Source organism: Megasphaera massiliensis (genome assembly GCF_036305205.1).
Taxonomy (GTDB): Bacteria; Bacillota; Negativicutes; order Veillonellales; family Megasphaeraceae; genus Megasphaera; species Megasphaera massiliensis.
Map to the genome: position 1 here is coordinate 14,967 of NZ_JAXIXE010000036.1, position 19,756 is coordinate 34,722.

General features: G+C 53.7%; 14 protein-coding genes. All 14 read left to right on the top strand.

Features of this window, described 5'->3' with window-relative positions; genetic code table 11:
- Positions 1-35 precede the first annotated feature (35 nt).
- The 14 genes from nifJ (at position 36) to arsA (ending at position 19,732) form a co-directional block, all read left to right on the top strand.
- The gene (gene nifJ / locus UCI88_RS06985; protein ID WP_044503612.1) at positions 36-3,551 is read left to right on the top strand and encodes a pyruvate:ferredoxin (flavodoxin) oxidoreductase; all 3,516 of its coding nucleotides are present in this window, start codon (positions 36-38) and stop codon (positions 3,549-3,551) included.
- 178 nt (positions 3,552-3,729) lie between these two features.
- Positions 3,730-5,361 carry an EamA family transporter gene (locus UCI88_RS06990; RefSeq protein WP_044503613.1) on the top strand — a complete coding sequence of 544 codons (1,632 nt, stop codon included), beginning with the start codon at positions 3,730-3,732 and terminating at the stop codon, positions 5,359-5,361.
- Positions 5,362-5,605: 244 nt separating this feature from the next.
- On the top strand, positions 5,606-7,582 hold the full coding sequence (recJ, locus tag UCI88_RS06995) for a single-stranded-DNA-specific exonuclease RecJ (protein ID WP_256179308.1): 1,977 nt from the start codon (positions 5,606-5,608) through the stop codon (positions 7,580-7,582).
- 11 nt (positions 7,583-7,593) lie between these two features.
- Entirely contained in the window at positions 7,594-9,798 is a 2,205-nt protein-coding gene (locus UCI88_RS07000; RefSeq protein WP_044503615.1) for a RelA/SpoT family protein, read from the top strand.
- Complete coding sequence (gene dtd / locus UCI88_RS07005; RefSeq protein ID WP_256179307.1) at positions 9,795-10,244, top strand: D-aminoacyl-tRNA deacylase; 450 nt, start codon at positions 9,795-9,797, stop codon at positions 10,242-10,244. Before UCI88_RS07000 ends, dtd begins: the two co-directional genes overlap by 4 nt.
- A 12-nt stretch (positions 10,245-10,256) precedes the next feature.
- Positions 10,257-10,892, top strand: a complete 636-nt coding sequence (locus UCI88_RS07010) for an MBL fold metallo-hydrolase (RefSeq protein ID WP_256179306.1) — start codon at positions 10,257-10,259, stop codon at positions 10,890-10,892.
- 3 nt (positions 10,893-10,895) lie between these two features.
- Complete coding sequence (locus tag UCI88_RS07015; RefSeq protein ID WP_065359914.1) at positions 10,896-11,975, top strand: AI-2E family transporter; 1,080 nt, start codon at positions 10,896-10,898, stop codon at positions 11,973-11,975.
- Positions 11,962-12,474 carry a Fur family transcriptional regulator gene (locus UCI88_RS07020; RefSeq protein WP_044503619.1) on the top strand — a complete coding sequence of 171 codons (513 nt, stop codon included), beginning with the start codon at positions 11,962-11,964 and terminating at the stop codon, positions 12,472-12,474. Before UCI88_RS07015 ends, UCI88_RS07020 begins: the two co-directional genes overlap by 14 nt.
- A 1-nt stretch (position 12,475) precedes the next feature.
- Positions 12,476-13,930, top strand: coding sequence for a coproporphyrinogen dehydrogenase HemZ (hemZ, locus tag UCI88_RS07025; protein ID WP_302357289.1), 1,455 nt, complete (start codon positions 12,476-12,478; stop codon positions 13,928-13,930).
- Position 13,931: 1 nt separating this feature from the next.
- Entirely contained in the window at positions 13,932-15,197 is a 1,266-nt protein-coding gene (hisS, locus tag UCI88_RS07030; protein WP_044503620.1) for a histidine--tRNA ligase, read from the top strand.
- Positions 15,198-15,204: 7 nt separating this feature from the next.
- Positions 15,205-16,998: an aspartate--tRNA ligase gene (gene aspS, locus UCI88_RS07035; protein WP_044503621.1), complete on the top strand. Its 1,794-nt coding sequence runs from the start codon at positions 15,205-15,207 to the stop codon at positions 16,996-16,998.
- A 132-nt stretch (positions 16,999-17,130) separates the two neighbouring features.
- Positions 17,131-17,442 (top strand): ArsR/SmtB family transcription factor, encoded by a 312-nt coding sequence (locus UCI88_RS07040; RefSeq protein WP_065359910.1) that lies wholly within the window; start codon positions 17,131-17,133, stop codon positions 17,440-17,442.
- Positions 17,443-17,512: 70 nt separating this feature from the next.
- Positions 17,513-17,983 carry an arsenite efflux transporter metallochaperone ArsD gene (gene arsD, locus UCI88_RS07045; RefSeq protein WP_256179304.1) on the top strand — a complete coding sequence of 157 codons (471 nt, stop codon included), beginning with the start codon at positions 17,513-17,515 and terminating at the stop codon, positions 17,981-17,983.
- 9 nt (positions 17,984-17,992) lie between these two features.
- A complete protein-coding gene (gene arsA / locus UCI88_RS07050; protein WP_302357290.1) occupies positions 17,993-19,732 on the top strand; it encodes an arsenical pump-driving ATPase in 1,740 nt (579 codons plus the stop codon).
- The last annotated feature ends 24 nt before the right edge of the window (positions 19,733-19,756 follow it).

Consider the following 19,756-nt stretch of genomic DNA (forward strand, 5'->3'; position numbering starts at 1 on the left):
GTGTATAACATTCAATTAAGGAGCGTGTTTTATCTATGAGCAAATTTAAAACCATGGATGGTAACGAAGCAGCTGCATGGGTGTCCTATGCATTTACTGAAGTTGCCGCAATTTATCCGATCACGCCGTCTTCTCCTATGGCAGAACATGTCGATGATTGGTCCGCCACTGGCATGAAAAACCTCTTCGGTCACAAAGTTCACGTTGTTGAAATGCAGTCCGAAGCTGGCGCTGCCGGCGCATTCCACGGTTCCTTACAGGCTGGTGCTTTGACCACGACGTACACTGCATCTCAGGGCTTCCTCCTCATGATGCCGAACATGTACAAAGTTGCCGGCGAACTCCTTCCGGGCGTATTCCACGTAGCTGCGCGTGCTTTGGCTAACCATGCACTGAGCATCTTCGGTGACCATCAGGACGTCATGGCTGCTCGTGCAACGGGCTGCTGTCTCTTGGCCGAATCCAATGTTCAGGAAGTCATGGACCTCGCTGGTGTCGCTCACTTATCGGCAATTAAAGGTTCCTTGCCGTTCATCAACTTCTTCGACGGTTTCCGTACGTCTCACGAAATTCAGAAAGTTGAAGTCATGGATTTCGAAAACTACAGAAAACTCGTTGACTGGGAAGCTATCGACAAATTCCGTAAACGTGCTCTTAACCCGGATAACCCGCAGGTTCGCGGCACGGCTGAAAACCCGGACGTATACTTCCAGCACACAGAAGCTGCCAACAAGTTCTATGATGCTATGCCGGATATCGTAGCTGACTACATGGACAAGATTTCTGAAATCACTGGCCGCTCCTACAAACCGTTCAACTACTACGGTGCTCCTGACGCTGAATACGTCGTCGTTTCCATGGGTTCTCTCTCCGACGTCGCTAAACAGACCGTCGAATACTTGCAGAGCCAGGGCGAAAAAGTCGGCGCTATCAACGTTCACCTCTATCGTCCGTTCTCCAACAAATACCTCCTCAACGTTCTTCCGAAAACGGTCAAGAAGATTGCTGTCATCGACCGCACGAAAGAACCGGGTTCCCTCGGCGAACCGCTTTACCTCGATATCACGGGCTTCGTAAAAGAAGAAGGTCTTAACATTGACGTCATCGGCGGCCGCACCGGTATGGGCTCCAAAGACGTTCTTCCGGAAGACTTCCTCGCTGTCTTCAAAGAATTGAAGAAAGATCATCCGCTCAACGGCTTCACCCTTGGCATCGTCGACGACGTTACCAACCTCAGCCTTGCTCGCGAACCGAAAATGCCGGTTGATACGACGGGTCTTACGTCCTGCAAATTCTGGGGCTTCGGTTCTGACGGTACTGTCGGTGCTAACAAATCGGCTATCAAGATCATCGGTGACCACACGGATATGTATGCACAGGCATACTTTGCTTATGACTCCAAGAAATCCGGCGGCGTAACGATTTCTCACCTGCGTTTCGGTACTCGCCCGATCGATATGCCGTACCTCATCGACGCAGCTGACTACATCGCTTGCCATCGTCAGTCCTATGTAGGTCGTTTCGATGTTCTCCGCGGCATCAAAGACGGCGGCACGTTCATGCTGAACTGCACCTGGACCGATGAAGAACTGGAACACGAACTTCCGGCTCGCATCAAACGCGCTATCGCTAAACATCACGTTAAATTCTACACCTTGAACGGTGACGCTATCGGCCAGAAACTCGGCCTCGGCACTCGTATCAACATGGTCATGCAGGCTGCATTCTTTGCCCTCGCTAAGATCATCCCTGTAGAAGACGCTGTTAAATACTTGAAAGACTCCATCATCAAGAACTACGGCAAAAAAGGCCAGAAGATCATTGACATGAACAATGGCGCCGTTGATGCTGGTATCAAAGAATTCCACGAAGTTAACTATCCGGCTTCCTGGGCTGATGCCGTTGACGAAGTCGTCGAAGGCCGTCCGGCTACGAAGTACTTCACGGAAGTTGCAAAACCGATGCTCGAACAGGTTGGCGACGATCTCCCGGTTTCCGCATTTGTCGGCCGCGAAGATGGCACCATGCCTTCCGGCACTTCGAAATTCGAAAAAGCCGGCCCGGCTCTGCACGTTCCTTCCTGGGATAACGAAAAATGTATCGGCTGCCTCCAGTGTTCCTTCGTTTGCCCGCATGCTACGGTTCGTCCGTGCTTGACGACCAAAGAAGAAACCGCTGCTGCTCCGGCTGGTTACAAAGTCGCTGTTAAAGCTAAATCCGGTAAAGAATATGATTTGGCTATCGTCGTCGACCAGCTCGACTGCCTCGAATGCGGTTCCTGCGTCAACGTCTGCCCGGTCCAGGCTCTGACCATGGTTCCGAACACCGACGAAGAACGCAAGAAGATGGAATTCTGGTACTATGCTACGGAAAAGGTTGCTCCGAAAGCTAACCCGCAGAACAAGAAGACCGTTATCGGTTCTCAGTTCGAACAGCCGCTCCTCGAATTCTCCGGCGCCTGCGCAGGCTGCGGTGAAACACCGTATGTCAAACTCGTTACACAGCTCTTCGGCGACCGCATGATGATCGCTAACGCAACAGGCTGCTCCTCCATTTGGGGTGCATCGGCTCCTGTTTCCCCGTACACCATGAACGCTGCCGGCCACGGTCCGTCCTGGGCAAACAGCCTCTTCGAAGATGCTGCTGAATTCGGCCTCGGCATGTTCCTCGGCGTAGACAAAGTCCGTAAAGACTTGGTCGAAAACCTCGACGCTGCAAAAGCTGTCGCTTCTCCGGAACTCCAGGAAGCACTCAGCGATTGGGCTGCTCATGCATACGAAGGCGAAGGCACTCGTGAACGCGCTGACAAATTGACGGCTCTCCTCGAAAAAGAAGCTGCCGGCAAACCGGTTCTCGAAGACTTCCTCGCTAAGAAACAGTTCTTCGTAAAACGCAGCCAGTGGATCATCGGTGGTGACGGTTGGTCCTACGATATCGGTTACGGCGGTGTTGACCATGTCCTCGCTTCGGACAACGACATCAACGTCCTCGTTCTCGATACGGAAGTTTACTCCAACACCGGCGGTCAGTCCTCTAAAGCTACCCCGACTGCAGCTATCGCACAGTTCGCTGCTGCCGGCAAACGCACCAAGAAGAAGGACCTCGGCATGATGGCTATTTCCTACGGCTATGTTTACGTAGCTCAGGTAGCTATGGGCGCTGACAAGAACCAGCTCCTCAAAGCTATCACCGAAGCTGAAGCTTACCATGGTCCGTCCTTGGTTATCTGCTACGCTCCTTGCATCAACCATGGTATCCGTAAGGGCATGGGCAAGAGCCAGACAGAAGAAAAACTCGCTGTCGAATGCGGTTACTGGGATCTCTTCCGTTACAATCCGGAACTCAAAGAACAGGGCAAGAACCCGTTCAGCCTCGATTCCAAAGAACCGGATTATGGCAAATTCCAGGAATTCTTGCAGGGTGAAGTTCGTTACGCATCCCTCAAGAAGAGCTTCCCGGAAGAAGCCGAAGCCCTCTATGCTAAGACTGAAGCTGACGCTAAGAATCGTCGTCATTCCTACGTCCGTCTCCAGAAGGGTTTTGAAGACTAATTTAAATGCACTTGCTGCATAGATAAATAGCGGAAAGGCTCTGCACGGTGGTTTCCACCATGCAGGGCCTTTTTGTTGTTTGTTATTTATGGGGAAGTAGTGTATAATGAATCGTGATTGAATTATTAGTTTTTTTATTCTCTATCATAATAATTAGATGAACTAGGGGGCCTCTTTCATGTCATCTAAAATGGGTACGCTTTGTATTGTCCTGGCAGCCCTTGCCTTTGGGACCATGGAAATTTCGCTGAAGATTGCCGGTACGGCCTTTACACCTTTTCAGCTGACCTTTCTCCGCTTTCTCGTAGGCGGCATCCTGCTCATGCCGCTGGCCGTTCGCGATATGAAGAAACATCAGATTCGTCTCAGACGGACTGATTGGGGGTATTTGGCTGTCTTGGGACTGGTCAATATCTGCTTCAGCATGATCCTCTTCCAGATCGGCGTCAACATGGCCAATGCCAGCCTGGCGGCCATCGTCTTTTCCAGCAATCCTATCTTCGTCATGATTTTTTCCTATTTTCTCATCCACGAAGCCTTTACGCGCAAGAAGGCCATCACCTTGGTATTGAGTCTCATCGGCCTGATCATCGTCGCCAATCCCGTGGATATCATCCAGAACGGAAATGTAGGACTTCTGGTGTCCTTGGCAGCGGCTATTTCCTTTGCCTTTTACACGACCTTGGGGAAACTGCGGATCGGGAAATTGGGGGGCAACGTCGAAAACGCCTTCAGTTTTCTCATCGGCTGCCTCTTCCTCTTGGTCATTCTGATTTTCCACGGCGATCCGATCATTGCCGGTATCAATTCCCGCACCATTTGGCCGCTCCTGTACTGCTCCTTGGTCGTCACCGGCTTTGGCTACCTGTTCTTCATGAAGGCCATTGAACTGACGGGTCCGTCCAATGCGTCCTTTGCTTTTTTTATTAAGCCTATCATCGCCCTCATCTTGGCCTCGATTATCTTATCGGAACCAATTACGGCCAACGCCGTCATCGGCCTGGTACTGATCCTTTTAGGCTGTACCATGGCAGGGCCCATTGAACGTCTGATTTTCTCTCATCGGGCTATCGGCGAAATCGCCGGCCGTACCAACCATCCGGCTTGGATGAAGGAAGATACGGACAGCCCCTTAGTCATTACCATTTCGCGTGAATTCGGCAGCGGCGGCCGGAATATCGGGAAACTCGTGGCCCGTAAATTAGGCGTTCCGTACTACGATACGGAAATTTTCAACCGGACCCAGAAAGAACATCCGCAAACTGTCATCGCCTGGTGCAAGGACCAGAAGCGCCGCTTGGGGCCGCTCCTGTCTAAGGTATACGAAGATTACGTCCACTATGCGTCGGGATATGAATCGAATCAGATGGAAATGTTCCGCGATGAAGCTGAAGTCATTGAAGCCCTGACGACAGGGCATTCCTGCGTCATCGTCGGCCGTTTGGCAAACTACGTCCTGCGCAAACGACCGAACACCTTCAATGTCTTCATTTCGTCCGATCCTGATTGGGCCGTCCAGCGCATCATGCTCCGGGAACACATCGACGCCGACCGGGCGCGTAAACTCCGCAACCACGTCAATCGTGAACGGCGGGATCACTGTATGTACTGCACCGATTCCTATTGGGGTTATGGGGCCAACTACGATTTGAGCCTCAAATCCAGCGACTACGGCATCGTCAAGACGGCCGACCTCATCTTAGAAGCGGCCCGTCATCGCCTGACCATTTCTCAAGACGATATCAATCCCACAGAGAAGGAAAGGGAAACGGCGAAGGCCGGGACGACTTCGGAAGCGTTGTCGTCGTAAACTCGATGTTTTCGATATCGACATGATACAGAGGGCTATTCGTGATTTTTCATGAATAGTCCTTTTTCGCTATCCTCGAAAAGGGAGGCGAAGTGGAGACTGTAAAGAAATGGTAAAATCCATTTCTAAGATGAGAATCTTGCTAAGTGCATATTAATTTAGTCTTTATTTTGAGAATAGAAAGTGATAAAATAATAATTGATTTATTGATAGTGATTATTCCTGAGAATGAGTTGTGATGCAAATGGAGAAACGATGGCAGTTTGCCCCCTTCGAAGAGGGCCTTACGTCCGCCTTAACCGAACAACTGCATATATCGCCGATTTTGGCCCAAATACTGGCTAATCGCGGCATTGCCGATGTCGAAGAAGGGCGTCACTTTCTCCAGGACACATTGAACGACATGGCCGATCCGTTCTTGATGGACGGGATGGAAACAGCCGTCCGTCGGCTGAAGCAGGCCGTAGAAGATAAAGAGCGCATCGTCATCTATGGTGACTATGACGTCGACGGGATTACGTCGACGTCACTTGTTTATTCAGTTCTTCGGGATCTGGGGGCGTCGCCGCAGTTCTATATACCTGAGCGGCAGAGTGAAGGCTATGGCCTGAACGAAGAGGCCCTGCAGCACTTAGAGCATGAAGCCGATGTTCTCATTACCGTCGACTGCGGTATTTCATCGTATGAGCTGGTTCGTGAGTTTTCACCTCATCTTGATATCATCATTACCGATCATCACGAGCCGCCGGAAAAGATACCGCCGGCCTTGGCCGTCCTCAATCCCAAGAAACCCGGCTGTCCCTATCCCTTTAAGGAGCTGGCCGGTGCCGGTGTGGCCTACGTCCTTTGCCGGGCCCTTTGGCAGCGCTGCTGTAACGAAGATCTGGCAGGCTATTCGGATCTTTCGGCCTTGGGAACCATTGCCGACCTGGTGCCTTTAATCGGAGAAAACCGCATCATTGTCCGCCAAGGGCTGGAATTGATGAAAAAGGGGCAGCGCACGGGATTGTACGCCTTGCTCCGGGCTTCGGGGCTTGTCGATAAAGAAATCACAGCCGGCCGCATCGCCTTTACGGCAGCGCCGAGATTGAACGCTGCCGGCCGCATCAGCCATGCGACAAAGGGCGTCGAACTGCTCTTAGAGACGGACGACGAAAAAGCGGCGGCTGCGGCCGCGGAGCTCAGTGAACTCAACGCCGAGCGTCAGGACATCGAGCATACCATTGCCAAAGAGGCCATCGCCCAGATCGAAAGCCGGCAGCAGGGAAGGGACGGCGTCCTCATTGCCAGTCATGAAGGCTGGCACGTCGGCGTCATCGGCATTGCCGCATCGCGCCTCGTCGAAAAATACTACCGCCCGGCCTTGGTCATTACCATCAGCGACGGTATCGGCAAGGGCTCGTGCCGGAGCATCAGCGGCTTCAATATGTACGAAGCCCTGCAGTCGGCGAAAGACCTGCTCATCCAATTTGGCGGCCATACCATGGCAGCCGGCTTTTCCATCAAGGCCGAAAACATCGAAGGCCTGCGCGAAAGGCTTTTGGACTATGCCAAGGAGTACATGACGGCCGACGACTACATTCCCTTGGTCCATTTAGATAAAGAGCTGGAAACACAGGACGTCTCGCTGGACATGATTGCCGAGCTCTCCTCGTTAGAGCCTTACGGCATGGGAAACAGCCGGCCCGTCTTTTCCCTGCGGAATCTGACCGTCGAAGAAATCCGACCCATCGGACGGGATAAGCAGCACGTTCGCATCGTTGTCTGCGGTCCTCATAAGATTCGCCTGAGCGGCGTTGCCTGGTCCCGGCCGGACCTGTGCGATGCCATCGTCGAAGGCGATATCATCGACGTCGCCTTCCAGCTCGAACGCAATGATTTTAACGGAACGTCGTCGCCTCAGCTGGTCGTTCAGGACGTCCACGTCTTGAATAAGGAGGTCACCCTCAACCGGACGGTCATGGTCGATATTTACATGGCCCTGAAGAAACTCCTGCCCGAATGGGGTATGCCCGTTTGGCAGGTCCGGCGCCGCATGGCAGCCTCTCAGGCCGACCGCTACGACGTCCATACCATTTACGCGGCCATTGTCGTCCTTCGGGAAATCGGCGTCCTCAAAGTGCGCCAAGATGACGACGGCCCGGTCTATTATTTTCCTATCCTTGCAGGGAAAATGAATCTTCATATGTCCCCGACGTATGAATTGTATTGCAGGGAGTAAGGAGGTTTTTTATGGGAGAAAGAATTCAAGATGCCGAATTCAGGCACCTCATCGATACGATACACTCGTACCTGCCACAGGCAGACTGCGAAGATGTAACGAAAGCATATCATGCGGCAGAAGAAGCCCATAAGGAACAGCATCGCGTCAGTGGGGAACCTTATATCCTGCACCCCCTGGCGGTGGCCCAAATTTTGGCCGACATGAAAATAGATACGACGACGATCACGGCAGCCTTGCTCCATGACGTCGTAGAAGACACAGCCTGTACCCTTGAAGACCTGCGCCAGGAGTTCGGCCGCGAAGTCGCCTTCCTCGTCGACGGCGTCACCAAGTTAAGCCGTCTCAATTACCGGACGAAGGAAGATCAGCAGCTCAACAGCATGCGCAAGATGTTTTTGGCTATGGCCAAAGACGTCCGCGTCGTCGTCATAAAGCTTGCCGACCGCCTGCACAATATGCGGACCCTGCGCTATATGCGCAGCGACAAGCAGAAGCGGATCGCCCAGGAAACCCTGGAAATCTTCGCGCCCTTAGCGCATCGCCTGGGTATTTTTAACATCAAATGGGAGCTCGAAGACCTGTCCTTCCGCTACCTTGAACCGGATAAATACTACGACCTCGTCGATCAGATGAAACAGAAGCGGCACGTCCGCGAAGAAATCGTCAACGAAGCCATCGACGTCCTGCGAAAAGCCCTCGACGATGCACACATCCACTGCGAAATCAACGGCCGGCCCAAGCATTTTTACAGCATTTATAAGAAAATGAAAAAAGATAACCGCGACTTGAGCCAGGTCTATGACCTCTTCGCCATCCGGGTCATCGTCGACGACGTCAAGGACTGCTACGGCGTCTTAGGTATCGTCCACAGTTTGTGGAAACCCTTGCCGTACCGCTTCAAAGACTACATCGCCATGCCTAAGCCCAATAACTACCAGTCCCTGCACACGACGGTTATCGGGACCCGGGGACAGCCCGTTGAAATCCAGATCCGCACCTGGGAAATGCACCACATCGCCGAATACGGCGTCGCCGCCCATTGGCGCTATAAAGAAGGCAACCAGACGGCGAATAAGGACGCCTTCGATGAAAAGATGGGTTGGCTGCGCAACCTCCTGGAATGGCAGGATACGAGCAACCCCCAGGAATTCGTCAACGCCTTAAAGCTCGATGCCTTTTCGGACGAAGTCTTCGTCTTTTCTCCGCGAGGTGACGTCATCGACCTGCCCCAGGGGGCCATTCCCATCGACTTTGCTTACCGCATCCATACCGACGTCGGCCACCGCTGCGTCGGCGCTAAGATCAACGGCAAGATCGTGCCCCTCGATTACCGTCTGAAAAACGGCGATATCGTTGAAATCATTACATCTAAGACGGGGAAACCGAGCCTCGACTGGCTCAATATCGTCGGCAGTTCTGAAAGCCGTTCGAAGATCCGCAACTGGTTCAAGAAAGAAAACCGTGAGGAAAATATCGAAAAAGGTCTCGAAGCTTTGGAGCGGGAATGCAAACGCCTCAATCACGACTGGAAGACCTTAAACGTCGGCGGACGGCTGGGCCGGGTAGCCAAGCAGATGAACGCCGGCTCGGAAGACGATTTGGCAGCGGCCGTCGGTTACGGCGGTTTTGCCGTCAATACGGTCCTCATCAAGCTCCTGGAGCTGCAGAAGAAAGATTTGCAGAAGCAGGAAGAACAGAACACCAGCCTGGTCATGCTGGAAAAACTGAAACCCCGCAAGCCGGTCAAACACAGCGGCACGGGCATCTTGGTAAAAGGGGAGCCGGGTCTTCTCGTGCGCCTTGCCAAATGCTGCAGCCCCGTGCCGGGCGATCCCATCATCGGATTCATCACCCGCGGCCGCGGCGTGTCGGTCCACCGGGCCGATTGTCCCAACGTTACCCACGGCCAGAGTGACGTCGACCGCTTGATCGATGTCGAGTGGGATTACGAAGGCGATGAACGCTTTGAAGTCAACATGGAAATCGTCGCCTACGACCGCACGGGCATCATGGCCGAAATCATGGCCGCCCTGGCAGAAATGAAAATTTCCATCTTAAGCATCAATGCCAAGACCAGCGATACGAAAAACGTCGTCATCCACATGGGCATCAGCATCAAGGACTTGGCTCAGTTTGAATTCATTACGACCAAGATCCGCCGCTTGAAGGATGTCTATGCCGTAGAACGTTATACAGGAGGAAGCATGCAATGAGAGCCGTCGTACAAAAGACGCTGACATCATCGGTCACCTCAGACGGCGTCCTCGTCGGAAAAGCGGCCGAAGGCCTTACGGTCCTCCTCGGCGTTTCCGTCGAAGATACTGAAAAGGACGCCCTGTACCTGGCCGATAAGATCGTTCACCTGCGGATCTTTGAAGATGAAGCGGGGAAACTGAACGACTCCCTTCTCGATAAAGGCGGTGACATGCTGGTCATCTCTCAGTTTACCCTCTATGGAGATGCCCGCCACGGCCGCCGCCCGAGTTATACAGAAGCTGCCAAACCGGAACAAGCCGAAGCCTTATACACCCGATTCGTCGAAGCTGTCCGCGCCTTTGGCGTAGAGGCAGCGACGGGTCGCTTTCGGACCCATATGGTCGTATCCCTCGATAACGACGGGCCGGTTACCATTTTATTGGACAGCCAGAAACATTTTTAAGGAGGAATCGACATGAGTATGCAATATATCAGCATGGAACTCGGACCGATCATGACCAACTGCTACGTCGTCTATGACAGCGACACGAAAGAGGCGATGGTCGTCGATCCGGCCTGGGATTACAACGCCATCGACCGGGCCCTGTCCCGCTATGAGCTGGATCTGAAATTCATCTTCCTGACCCATGGTCATGCCGACCACATCGGAGCCTTACAGGAGCTTCGCCAACGCAAGAACGTACCGGTCTACGTCGGTGCCGGCGATGCCGGGCTCATCTCTAATTCGCATCACAACCTGTCCATGTTCATGGGACAGCCCATTGAATGCACGTCGGCCGATCACTTAGCCAAAGACGGCGACGTCATCAGCCTGGGAACGCTGCGCTTCAAGGTCCTGGAAACACCGGGCCATACGCCGGGCGGACTCAGCCTCTATGGAGAAGGCGTCGTCTTTTCCGGCGATACCTTGTTCCGCTATTCCGTCGGCCGGACCGATTTATACGGCGGCTCGTCCCATATCTTATTGGACAGCATCGAAAAGAAACTCTTGACCCTTCCTGACGATACGGTCGTCCTGCCCGGCCACGGCCCGGCGACGACGATCGGCGACGAACGGATGGGCAATCCCTTCTTGGATGGAGGCTGGTAAGCCATGATTACCTATAAGGAAGCAGAATTTTGGATGCGGGTTACCCTGGCTGTCCTGGCATTGGCCCTGTTTTTAACGGTCCATGCCATCTACTGGCCGGCCATCGTGTCCCTCATTCTGACCTTTATCCTTATGCCCATACGCGATGGCATCATCAAAGTGTTCCTGCGCCTTACAGGGCGCAAGATGCCGGTGAGCATTGCCATCCTTATCTCCTTTGTGGTCTTTATTTTCCTGGTGACGGTCATTACCAACATCATCGTCAAGCCGTTAGTGGTTCAGACAAATTTGTTGGCTGCCAACTTCAGCAACTTAGTCAATCGGACGGCAGATCTGGTCATGCAGCTTGAAAATGAACAGACCCAGCTTTACATTCCGGACCAGGTCAAGCGGATCATCAACGATGCCTTCGCTAAGGTCAGCAATTACGGTATCGACGGCATTACCAATCTCCTGCAGTCGGTCTTCGTCATTGCCGGCACGGTCGTCGAATTCTTCGTCGTACCCATCATTACCTTCTACTTCATGAAAGACGGCAGCCGCATGGTCCGGACCTTTGTCGGCATCTTTCCGGCAGGCTACCGCGACCACTTGGCGTCCCTCTTTCTGGAAATCCAGCACGTCCTGAGCCGTTACATCCGCGGCCAGATTCTCATGAGCTGCATCATTGCCGTCCTGACCTTTATCGGCATGTGGGTCCTGGGCGTGCCCTATCCGATGGTCATCGCCCTCTTGGCGGCCATCACCGAATGGATACCCATCGTCGGGCCGATCGTCGGCGCGGCACCGGCTATCCTCTTGGGGGCGTTAATAGACCTGTCCCTGGCCTTGAAGGTTCTCATCTTCTACGTCGTCATTCAACAGATCGACAGCCACCTCATCATGCCCCAGGTCATGGGTGCCGTTATCAAACTCCATCCCGTGGTCATTGTCATAGCCCTGCTCATCGGCGGGACCCTCTTTGGCATAGCCGGCATGATCCTTACCGTCCCGGTGACGGCAGTTTTACAGATTCTCTGCAAACATCTGTGGTTTTACAATACCTATAGAGAAAAGGCGATGAATAAAAATGGAAACCAATAAAAAAGAAATCATGGATACCATGATGAAACGCATGAAAGACAAGATTAAATTCAAGAAATATAAGATGACCTCCCAGCGTCAGATCATCCTTAGGACCTTCGTCGAAAGCCCGATCCGCCATATGAGCGCCGAAGAAGTCTTTGAACTGGTCAAAAAGAAGGCCCCCGATATCGGTTTGGCGACGGTCTATCGGACCCTTGATTTATTCACTCAGATGGACCTCCTCAAAAAGCTCGACTTCGACGACGGTTGCAGCCGTTACGAATTGAACGACCGCGACAATGAAGGCCATTACCATCACCACCTCATCTGCCTCGGCTGCGGAAAAGTGTGGGAATGCGAAGACGACCTTCTGGAAACGCTGGAAACGATTTTGGAAAAACAGCTTCACTTCCATACCGTCGACCACCAGCTCAAGGTCTACGGCTATTGCGAAGAATGCCAGAAGAAGCGCGACGCCGAAGCAGAAGCGGAAGCGGCTGCGAAAGAAGCGGAATAAGATGTCTGTAAAGACCTATACGTACTGCGGTCCCGAAAGCCTGCATTCCCTCATCGGCCAGGTCATGGCCTCCCTGGGCTATGTCGGCGGTCGGGAAAGCCGCGACGTCGGAGCTGCCATCACCTTAAGGGACGATGGCAGCCATCTTTATGTCGGCTGTACCTTTACGGAGGAAGGGCAGTCGTGGTCGTCTGAAATCGGGCTCTTGTCGAAAGACGATCCGCGAAAGATCGTCAAAGACTGCCTTATTCACTGGCACCAGCGTTTTACCGGTCACGGCCCCGGTCCGTGGGGAACCCTCATCGGCGTGCGGCCGACCAAACTCGTTCACCATCTCTTTGACCAAGGCTTTGATGAAAAGGGTGCCGAAAAGGTGCTGACCGACGACTATGACGTGGCCGATAAGACGGCGAAAGACCTCGTCGCCATGGCAAGTCTCCAGCGTCCCTATGTGACCGACCGCGGCCGGAAGATTGCCCTCTACGTCGGCATCCCGTACTGCCCCAGTCACTGCCTGTACTGCTCCTTTCCGTCACGCCTCATCGGCGGGGAAGGGGAGGACGGCCTTACGGCTTTTCGCGACGCCATGCTGCGCGACTTCGATGACTTGGCAGCCCTTTGCCGGGACTACGACCTCGATGTGACGTCCCTTTACGTCGGCGGCGGAACGCCGACCTGCCTGCCCCCATGGGTTTTGAAGCCCCTCATGGAGCGGTTGGCCCGAAATTTCCCGAGCGTCCGTGAATGGACTGTCGAAGCCGGGCGGCCTGACACGGCTGAAGAAGACGTCCTTACCATGCTCAAGGACTGCGGCGTCAATCGCATCAGCGTCAATCCCCAGACGATGCAGCAGCACCTCCTCGACGCCTTGGGACGCCGCCACAGTGTAGACGATATTTATACCATGTATGAGTCGTGCCGCAAGGTCGGATTTTCCGTCATCAACATGGACTTTATCGCCGGACTTCCGGGGCAAACCGTAGGGGATATGCAGGAAAATATGGAAATAGTTTGCAAACTGCACCCGGAAAATGTTACAATTCATACGTTAGCATTAAAAAAACGGGCACCTCTATTCCATCACGACCTGCGGGAAAAAATTCCGCCGGCTGACGTGACGGGCCGTATGGTCAGCCTTTGTCAGTCTGTTTTGGCAGGCGGAGGCTACGTCCCTTATTATATGTACCGCCAGAAATACATGGCCGCCAGCTTTGCCAATGTCGGCTACGCGCTGCCGGGCACGGTCAGTGCTTATAATATCGAGATGATGGAAGAACGGCAGTCTGTCTTGGCAGCCGGACCGGGCGGGGCGACGAAGTTCCTCGGCCGTGACGGTCATACGCTGGAAAAAGTATATATGCCGAAAGATGTCAATACATACATTCAGGCGCTGGACGACAAAATGGCTCGGCGCCGCCGTTTGTGTGCTATCGTATACGGAGGAGAGGATATTTAAAATGGCTATTACTGCACCGAGAGGTACGCAGGATTTCCTGCCGGAACAGACGGCGGAATGGCAGTGGCTGGAAGCAAGAATCCGGCAGATCTGCTCGCTCTATGGTTTTGGCGAAATCCGTACGCCTATGTTTGAAAGTACCGAATTATTTTTACGGGGTATCGGGGAAACGACAGACGTCGTTACCAAAGAAATGTATACCTTTGAAGACCGCGGCGGCCGCAGCATGACCTTGCGTCCGGAAAATACGGCATCTGTCGTCCGGGCCTTTCTCGAGCACAAGCTCTACGGCGAACCGCAGGTCCATAAATTGTACTATATGGGGCCCATGTTCCGTCATGACCGTCCCCAGGCCGGTCGCTACCGCCAGTTCACCCAGTTCGGTGTCGAAGAAATCGGCTCCAAGGATCCGGCCGTCGATGCAGAAATCATCGCCATGGCCTTCCAGCTCTTCCGGGAACTGGGACTGACGGATCTCGTCCTGCACCTCAATTCCGTAGGCTGCCCGAAGTGCCGTCCCGTTTACCGCCAGAAACTGCTCGATTTCTTCGCCGATAAGAAGGATCAGCTCTGCGACGACTGCAATTCGCGGTTGGAAAAGAATCCGCTCCGCGTCCTCGACTGCAAAGAAGACGGCGAAAAGATGATGAAAATGGGCGTGCCTTTGATTACGGATAATCTCTGCGACGAATGTAAGGAACACTTCCACAAAGTCCAGGAATATCTGACGGCCATCGGCATTCCCTTTACCCTCGACCCGCGCCTGGTCCGCGGCCTCGACTACTATACCAATACGGCCTTTGAAATCATGTACGCTCCCTTGGGCGCACAGAGCACGGTCTGCGGCGGCGGCCGCTACGACGGCCTCATCGAAGAAGTGGGCGGTCCGTCAACGCCGGGCATCGGCTTTGCCATCGGCATGGAACGCTTGCTCCTGACCTTAAAGGAACAAGGCCTCATGCCGCCGATGGATGCCAAAAAGCCGGTATTCATCGTCGCCCTCGGCGATGCGGCCAAGACCAAGGCCTTTGAACTCCAGCAGGCCCTGCGCCAAAAAGGTTTCTATGCTGAAATCGACCTCTTGGGCCGCAGCATGAAAGGCCAGATGAAGTCGGCCAATAAACTGAATGCCGATTACACGGTCATCATCGGTGACGATGAATTGGCCAACGGCGCCGCCATGGTCCGCGATATGGCCAGCAAAGAACAAGTCAGCGTTCCCCTTGATGGGATTGTTGCATATATGGAAACACACAAGAAGGGATGATTTACTCATGGATACAATGGAAGGTTTACACCGCTCCCACTACTGCGCTGAAGTAAGCGAAGCGGATAAGGGCAAAGAAGTCGTCTTGACCGGCTGGGTTGAACGCCGCCGCGACCACGGCGGATTGATTTTCATCGACCTCCGCGACCGCACGGGCATCGTACAGGTCGTCGCTTCTCCGGACTACGAACAGGCTTCTTTCGATAAGGCAGAACAGGTCCGCACGGAATACGTTCTCGTCGTCCGCGGCGTCGTCCGCATGCGTGACGCCGATACGGTCAACCCCAAGATGAAGACCGGCACGATTGAAATCCGCTGCGAAGAACTGCGCATTCTCAACTCGTCGAAGACGCCGCCGTTCTACATTGAAGACAACATCGACGTCGACGAAAAGATTCGCCTGAAATACCGCTACCTCGACCTTCGCCGTCCGGAAATGCAGAACAACCTCATCATGCGCCATAAAGTAAAGCATGCCATGCGCACCTTCTTGAACGGCCACGGCTTCATCGATATCGAAACGCCGGAACTGTGCAAGAGCACGCCTGAAGGCGCTCGTGACTACCTCGTACCGAGCCGCGTCAACGAAGGCAAGTTCTACGCACTGCCCCAGTCGCCGCAGATCTTCAAACAGCTGCTCATGATCTCCGGCATGGACCGTTATTACCAGATTGCCCGCTGCTTCCGCGACGAAGACCTGCGTGCCGACCGTCAGCCGGAATTCACCCAGCTCGACATGGAAATGTCCTTCATGGACCAGGAAGAAATCCTGACCTTGGTTGAAGAAATGGTACACTACATCTTCAAAGAAACCCTGGGTCACGACGTCAAGCTCCCGATTCACCGCATGACCTGGGACTACGCCATGGAAAACTACGGCTCCGACAAACCGGACCTGCGCTTCGACATGAAATTTACCGACGTAACGGAACTCGTCAAAGACACGGACTTCAAAGTCTTCCGCAGCGTCATCGATAACGGCGGCCAGGTTAAGGCCATCAACGTCAAAGGCGATGCCGACATTCCTCGCCGCGAACTGGACGGCCTCGTCGAATACGTCAGCCATTACGGTGCAAAAGGTCTCGCTTGGATCGGCTTCCTCGAAGACGGCACCCTGAAATCGCAGATCAAGAAATTCTTCGGCGAAGACAAACTCCTTGAAATCGGTAAAGCCTGCGGCGCTGAAAAGGGCGACTTAGTCCTCATGATCGCCGACAAACCGAAGGTCGTCGCAGCCGCTCTCGGCGAACTGCGTAAAGAAATGGCTCGCCGCATGAATCTCATCGACGAAAACCAATTCGCCTTCACTTGGGTTGTCGACTTCCCGATGTTCGAATACAGCGAAGAAGAAAAACGCTACGTCGCCATGCATCATCCGTTCACGGCCATGCGCGACGAAGATATGGATAAACTCGAAACCGACCCGGGTCACGTCTATGCCAAGGCCTATGATTTGGTCCTCAACGGCATCGAACTCGGCGGCGGTTCTCTCCGTATTTACCAGCCCGACGTCCAGCAGCGCGTCTTTAAAGCTATCGGCCTTACGCCGGAAGAAGCTGAACAGAAATTCGGCTTCCTCCTCCGGGCCTTCGAATACGGTGCACCGCCCCATGGCGGCCTGGCATTCGGCTTGGACCGCATGATCATGCTCATGCTCAAACGCAAGTCCATCCGTGACGTCATCGCCTTCCCGAAGACGCAGAACGCTATCGACCCCATGAGCGAAGCTCCGTCGACGGTTGCATTGAAACAGCTGCATGAACTTCATATTCAGGTTGAAGAAGACTTAGTCAGCAAATAAGTTTGTACCATAAAACAAAAGAGAGGCTGTCCTTACGGATGGCTTCTTTTTTTGTATATAGATTGACAAATATCAATGTGAGAATTATACTGTTCATAGATTGATACATATCAATATGAAAGGGAGAGAGTCATGGAAGAAAAGGAAGCGATTCGCGTATTGAAAGCCTTAGGGGATGAAAAGCGGCTGCGCATTTTGTCGCTCTTGCGCCAGGGTGAACGCTGTGCCTGCGTCCTCTTAGAAGACCTGAATCTGTCGCAGCCGACCTTATCGCACCATATGAAGATTCTCTGCGATGCCAATCTCGTCACCGGCCGCAGAGAGGGGAAGTGGGTCTATTATTCCCTGAATGCCCGCCAAGGGGAAGCCCTGCAGCAGATGATCGGCGATTTGATGAAACCTTCCGGTGACGCGGCTCCCGATGACAGGGACCGCTGCTGCTGAAGCCGGCCGTTTTTGCGACCTCATATATTGATAGATGTAAATGTATAAATTTATTGAGGAGGCTTTTATCATGAAACAGATGGAAATTTTTGAACAAGCGATGTGCTGCCCGACCGGTCTCTGCGGCCCGTCTATTGATCCGGAACTATTACGCCTGTCGGCCGTGCTTGAAACCTTGAAGGGGAAGGGCATCGTCGTCGGCCGCTATAACTTGTCGAACGATCCTATGAAATTCGTTCAGACCAAGGCCGTCACCGATTTTCTTCAGAATCACGGTCCGGAAGAACTGCCCTTGGTCCTCGTCGACGGCGCCGTTCAATATTCCGGCCGCTATCCGACTAATGAGGAATTCGCCGATATTCTCGGCTTTGATGTCGCCTTGTTAAATGATGCTGCCGATGCCTGCCAGGATACGTCCTGTGCTGACGGCGGCGATTCGTCAGCCTGCGGCTGCGGAGACGATACCGGTTCTTGCTGCGGCGATGATACGAGCAGCGATACTTCCTCCTGCTGCTGTGGTGACGGCAGTTCCTGCTGCTAAGGGGGAATGATGATGACCTTATATAATCCTTTAGAGGTTGTCCGTACGAAATACCTCTTTTTGACCGGGAAGGGAGGCGTCGGCAAGACATCCGTTGCCTGTGCGACGGCAGTTGCCTTAGCTGATGCCGGGCGTAAGGTGCTGCTCATCAGTACCGATCCGGCGTCGAATCTGCAGGACGTCTTTTCCATGGATCTGAGTGATGAGGCTACGCCCATTCCGGAAGCGGCCAATCTGTCGGTCGCCAACTTAGACCCCATTCAGGCGGCAGCTGCCTATCGGGAGAGCGTCGTCGGTCCGTATCGCGGTCTCTTACCGGAAGCGGCCCTGCGCAATATGGAAGAGCAGTTATCCGGCTCTTGTACCGTCGAAATTGCGGCCTTCAATGAATTTACTCGCTTCCTGACCGATGGCGAGATCAGTAAAAATTATGATCACATCATCTTCGATACGGCGCCGACCGGCCATACACTGCGGATGCTGCAGCTGCCGTCGGCGTGGAGCCAATTCATTCAAAAGAGCAAGCACGGCGCGTCCTGCCTGGGGCAGCTGGCCGGCTTGGAGTCAAAAAAAGAAGTATATAAAAAAGCCGTGGAAACCTTGGCTGACGAGACGGCGACGACGATGCTCCTCGTGGCCAGACCGGACCTGCTGCCTCTAAAAGAAGCCGGTCGAGCCTCGGCAGAATTGGCGGCCCTGGGCATTTCAAATCAAGTTATCGTCATCAACGGTAAACTTACGGCTTGGGACGATGACCTTACCCGCAGCCTCTATGAAAAGCAGGCGTCGGCATTAAAATCCATTCCGGAACTGCTCCCGGCCCTGCCGATTTTTGAAATCCCCCTGCGTTCGTACAACGTGACCGGTCTCGACCATGTACGGGCCCTGCTCAAGGGAGAAATGGCCGAAGAGAAAGGGAACGCTGACGAGATGAAAAAGGTCAGCTCTCTTTCGTCGGTCATTGATGACTTAGAACAAAAGGGTCGCAAGATCATCTTTACCATGGGCAAGGGCGGCGTGGGTAAGACGACCGTTGCGGCGGCCATTGCCATGGAACTGGCTCGGCGCGGCCACCGCGTCCATCTGACGACGACCGATCCGGCAGCCCATGTAGGCGACATCGTCGAACAGACGGCAGGCCTGACCATAAGCCGCATCGATGAAGGCGCGGCCTTACAGCAGTATCGGAAGGCCGTGTTGGACGAAGCCAAAGCCAACGGTTTAGGAACCGCTGATTTGGCCTACATCGAAGAAGACTTGCGCTCGCCTTGTACCCAGGAAATCGCCGTCTTCCATGCCTTTGCCGACATCGTCGACCGAGGCGGTGACCAAATCGTCGTCATCGATACGGCGCCGACCGGTCACACCCTGCTGCTCTTGGAATCGACGGAAAACTACGATAAAGAAATCCGCCGGACTCGCGGCGTGACGCCGCCGTCGGTACAGCACTTACTGCCGCGCCTTAAAAGTGACGATACGGAAGTGGTCATCGTCACCCTGCCGGAAGCGACGCCGGTCTACGAAGCGCAGCGACTTGAAGATGACTTGAAACGGACGGAACTTCACTGCCATTGGTGGGTCATTAACAAGGCTTTTTGCCGGGCCGGGACGACGAGTCCTTTGCTCCGGGCTAAAGCCAATCAGGAAATTCCCTGGATCAATACCGTTCATGACCATACGAAGGGCCATGCGGCCTTGATTCCTTGGAAATCGGCTGAAGTGCGCGGCTCTATGTTAGAAACCTTATAAGCAAGCCGGCATCGATACTTTTGA

Bases quoted from the DNA above. Each gene is read 5' to 3' on its own strand.
- nifJ (WP_044503612.1), top strand. From the start codon at position 36: ATGAGCAAATTTAAAACCATGGATGGTAACGAAGCAGCTGCATGGGTG.
- UCI88_RS06990 (WP_044503613.1), top strand. From the start codon at position 3,730: ATGTCATCTAAAATGGGTACGCTTTGTATTGTCCTGGCAGCCCTTGCC.
- recJ (WP_256179308.1), top strand. From the start codon at position 5,606: ATGGAGAAACGATGGCAGTTTGCCCCCTTCGAAGAGGGCCTTACGTCC.
- UCI88_RS07000 (WP_044503615.1), top strand. From the start codon at position 7,594: ATGGGAGAAAGAATTCAAGATGCCGAATTCAGGCACCTCATCGATACG.
- dtd (WP_256179307.1), top strand. From the start codon at position 9,795: ATGAGAGCCGTCGTACAAAAGACGCTGACATCATCGGTCACCTCAGAC.
- UCI88_RS07010 (WP_256179306.1), top strand. From the start codon at position 10,257: ATGAGTATGCAATATATCAGCATGGAACTCGGACCGATCATGACCAAC.
- UCI88_RS07015 (WP_065359914.1), top strand. From the start codon at position 10,896: ATGATTACCTATAAGGAAGCAGAATTTTGGATGCGGGTTACCCTGGCT.
- UCI88_RS07020 (WP_044503619.1), top strand. From the start codon at position 11,962: ATGGAAACCAATAAAAAAGAAATCATGGATACCATGATGAAACGCATG.
- hemZ (WP_302357289.1), top strand. From the start codon at position 12,476: ATGTCTGTAAAGACCTATACGTACTGCGGTCCCGAAAGCCTGCATTCC.
- hisS (WP_044503620.1), top strand. From the start codon at position 13,932: ATGGCTATTACTGCACCGAGAGGTACGCAGGATTTCCTGCCGGAACAG.
- aspS (WP_044503621.1), top strand. From the start codon at position 15,205: ATGGATACAATGGAAGGTTTACACCGCTCCCACTACTGCGCTGAAGTA.
- UCI88_RS07040 (WP_065359910.1), top strand. From the start codon at position 17,131: ATGGAAGAAAAGGAAGCGATTCGCGTATTGAAAGCCTTAGGGGATGAA.
- arsD (WP_256179304.1), top strand. From the start codon at position 17,513: ATGAAACAGATGGAAATTTTTGAACAAGCGATGTGCTGCCCGACCGGT.
- arsA (WP_302357290.1), top strand. From the start codon at position 17,993: ATGATGACCTTATATAATCCTTTAGAGGTTGTCCGTACGAAATACCTC.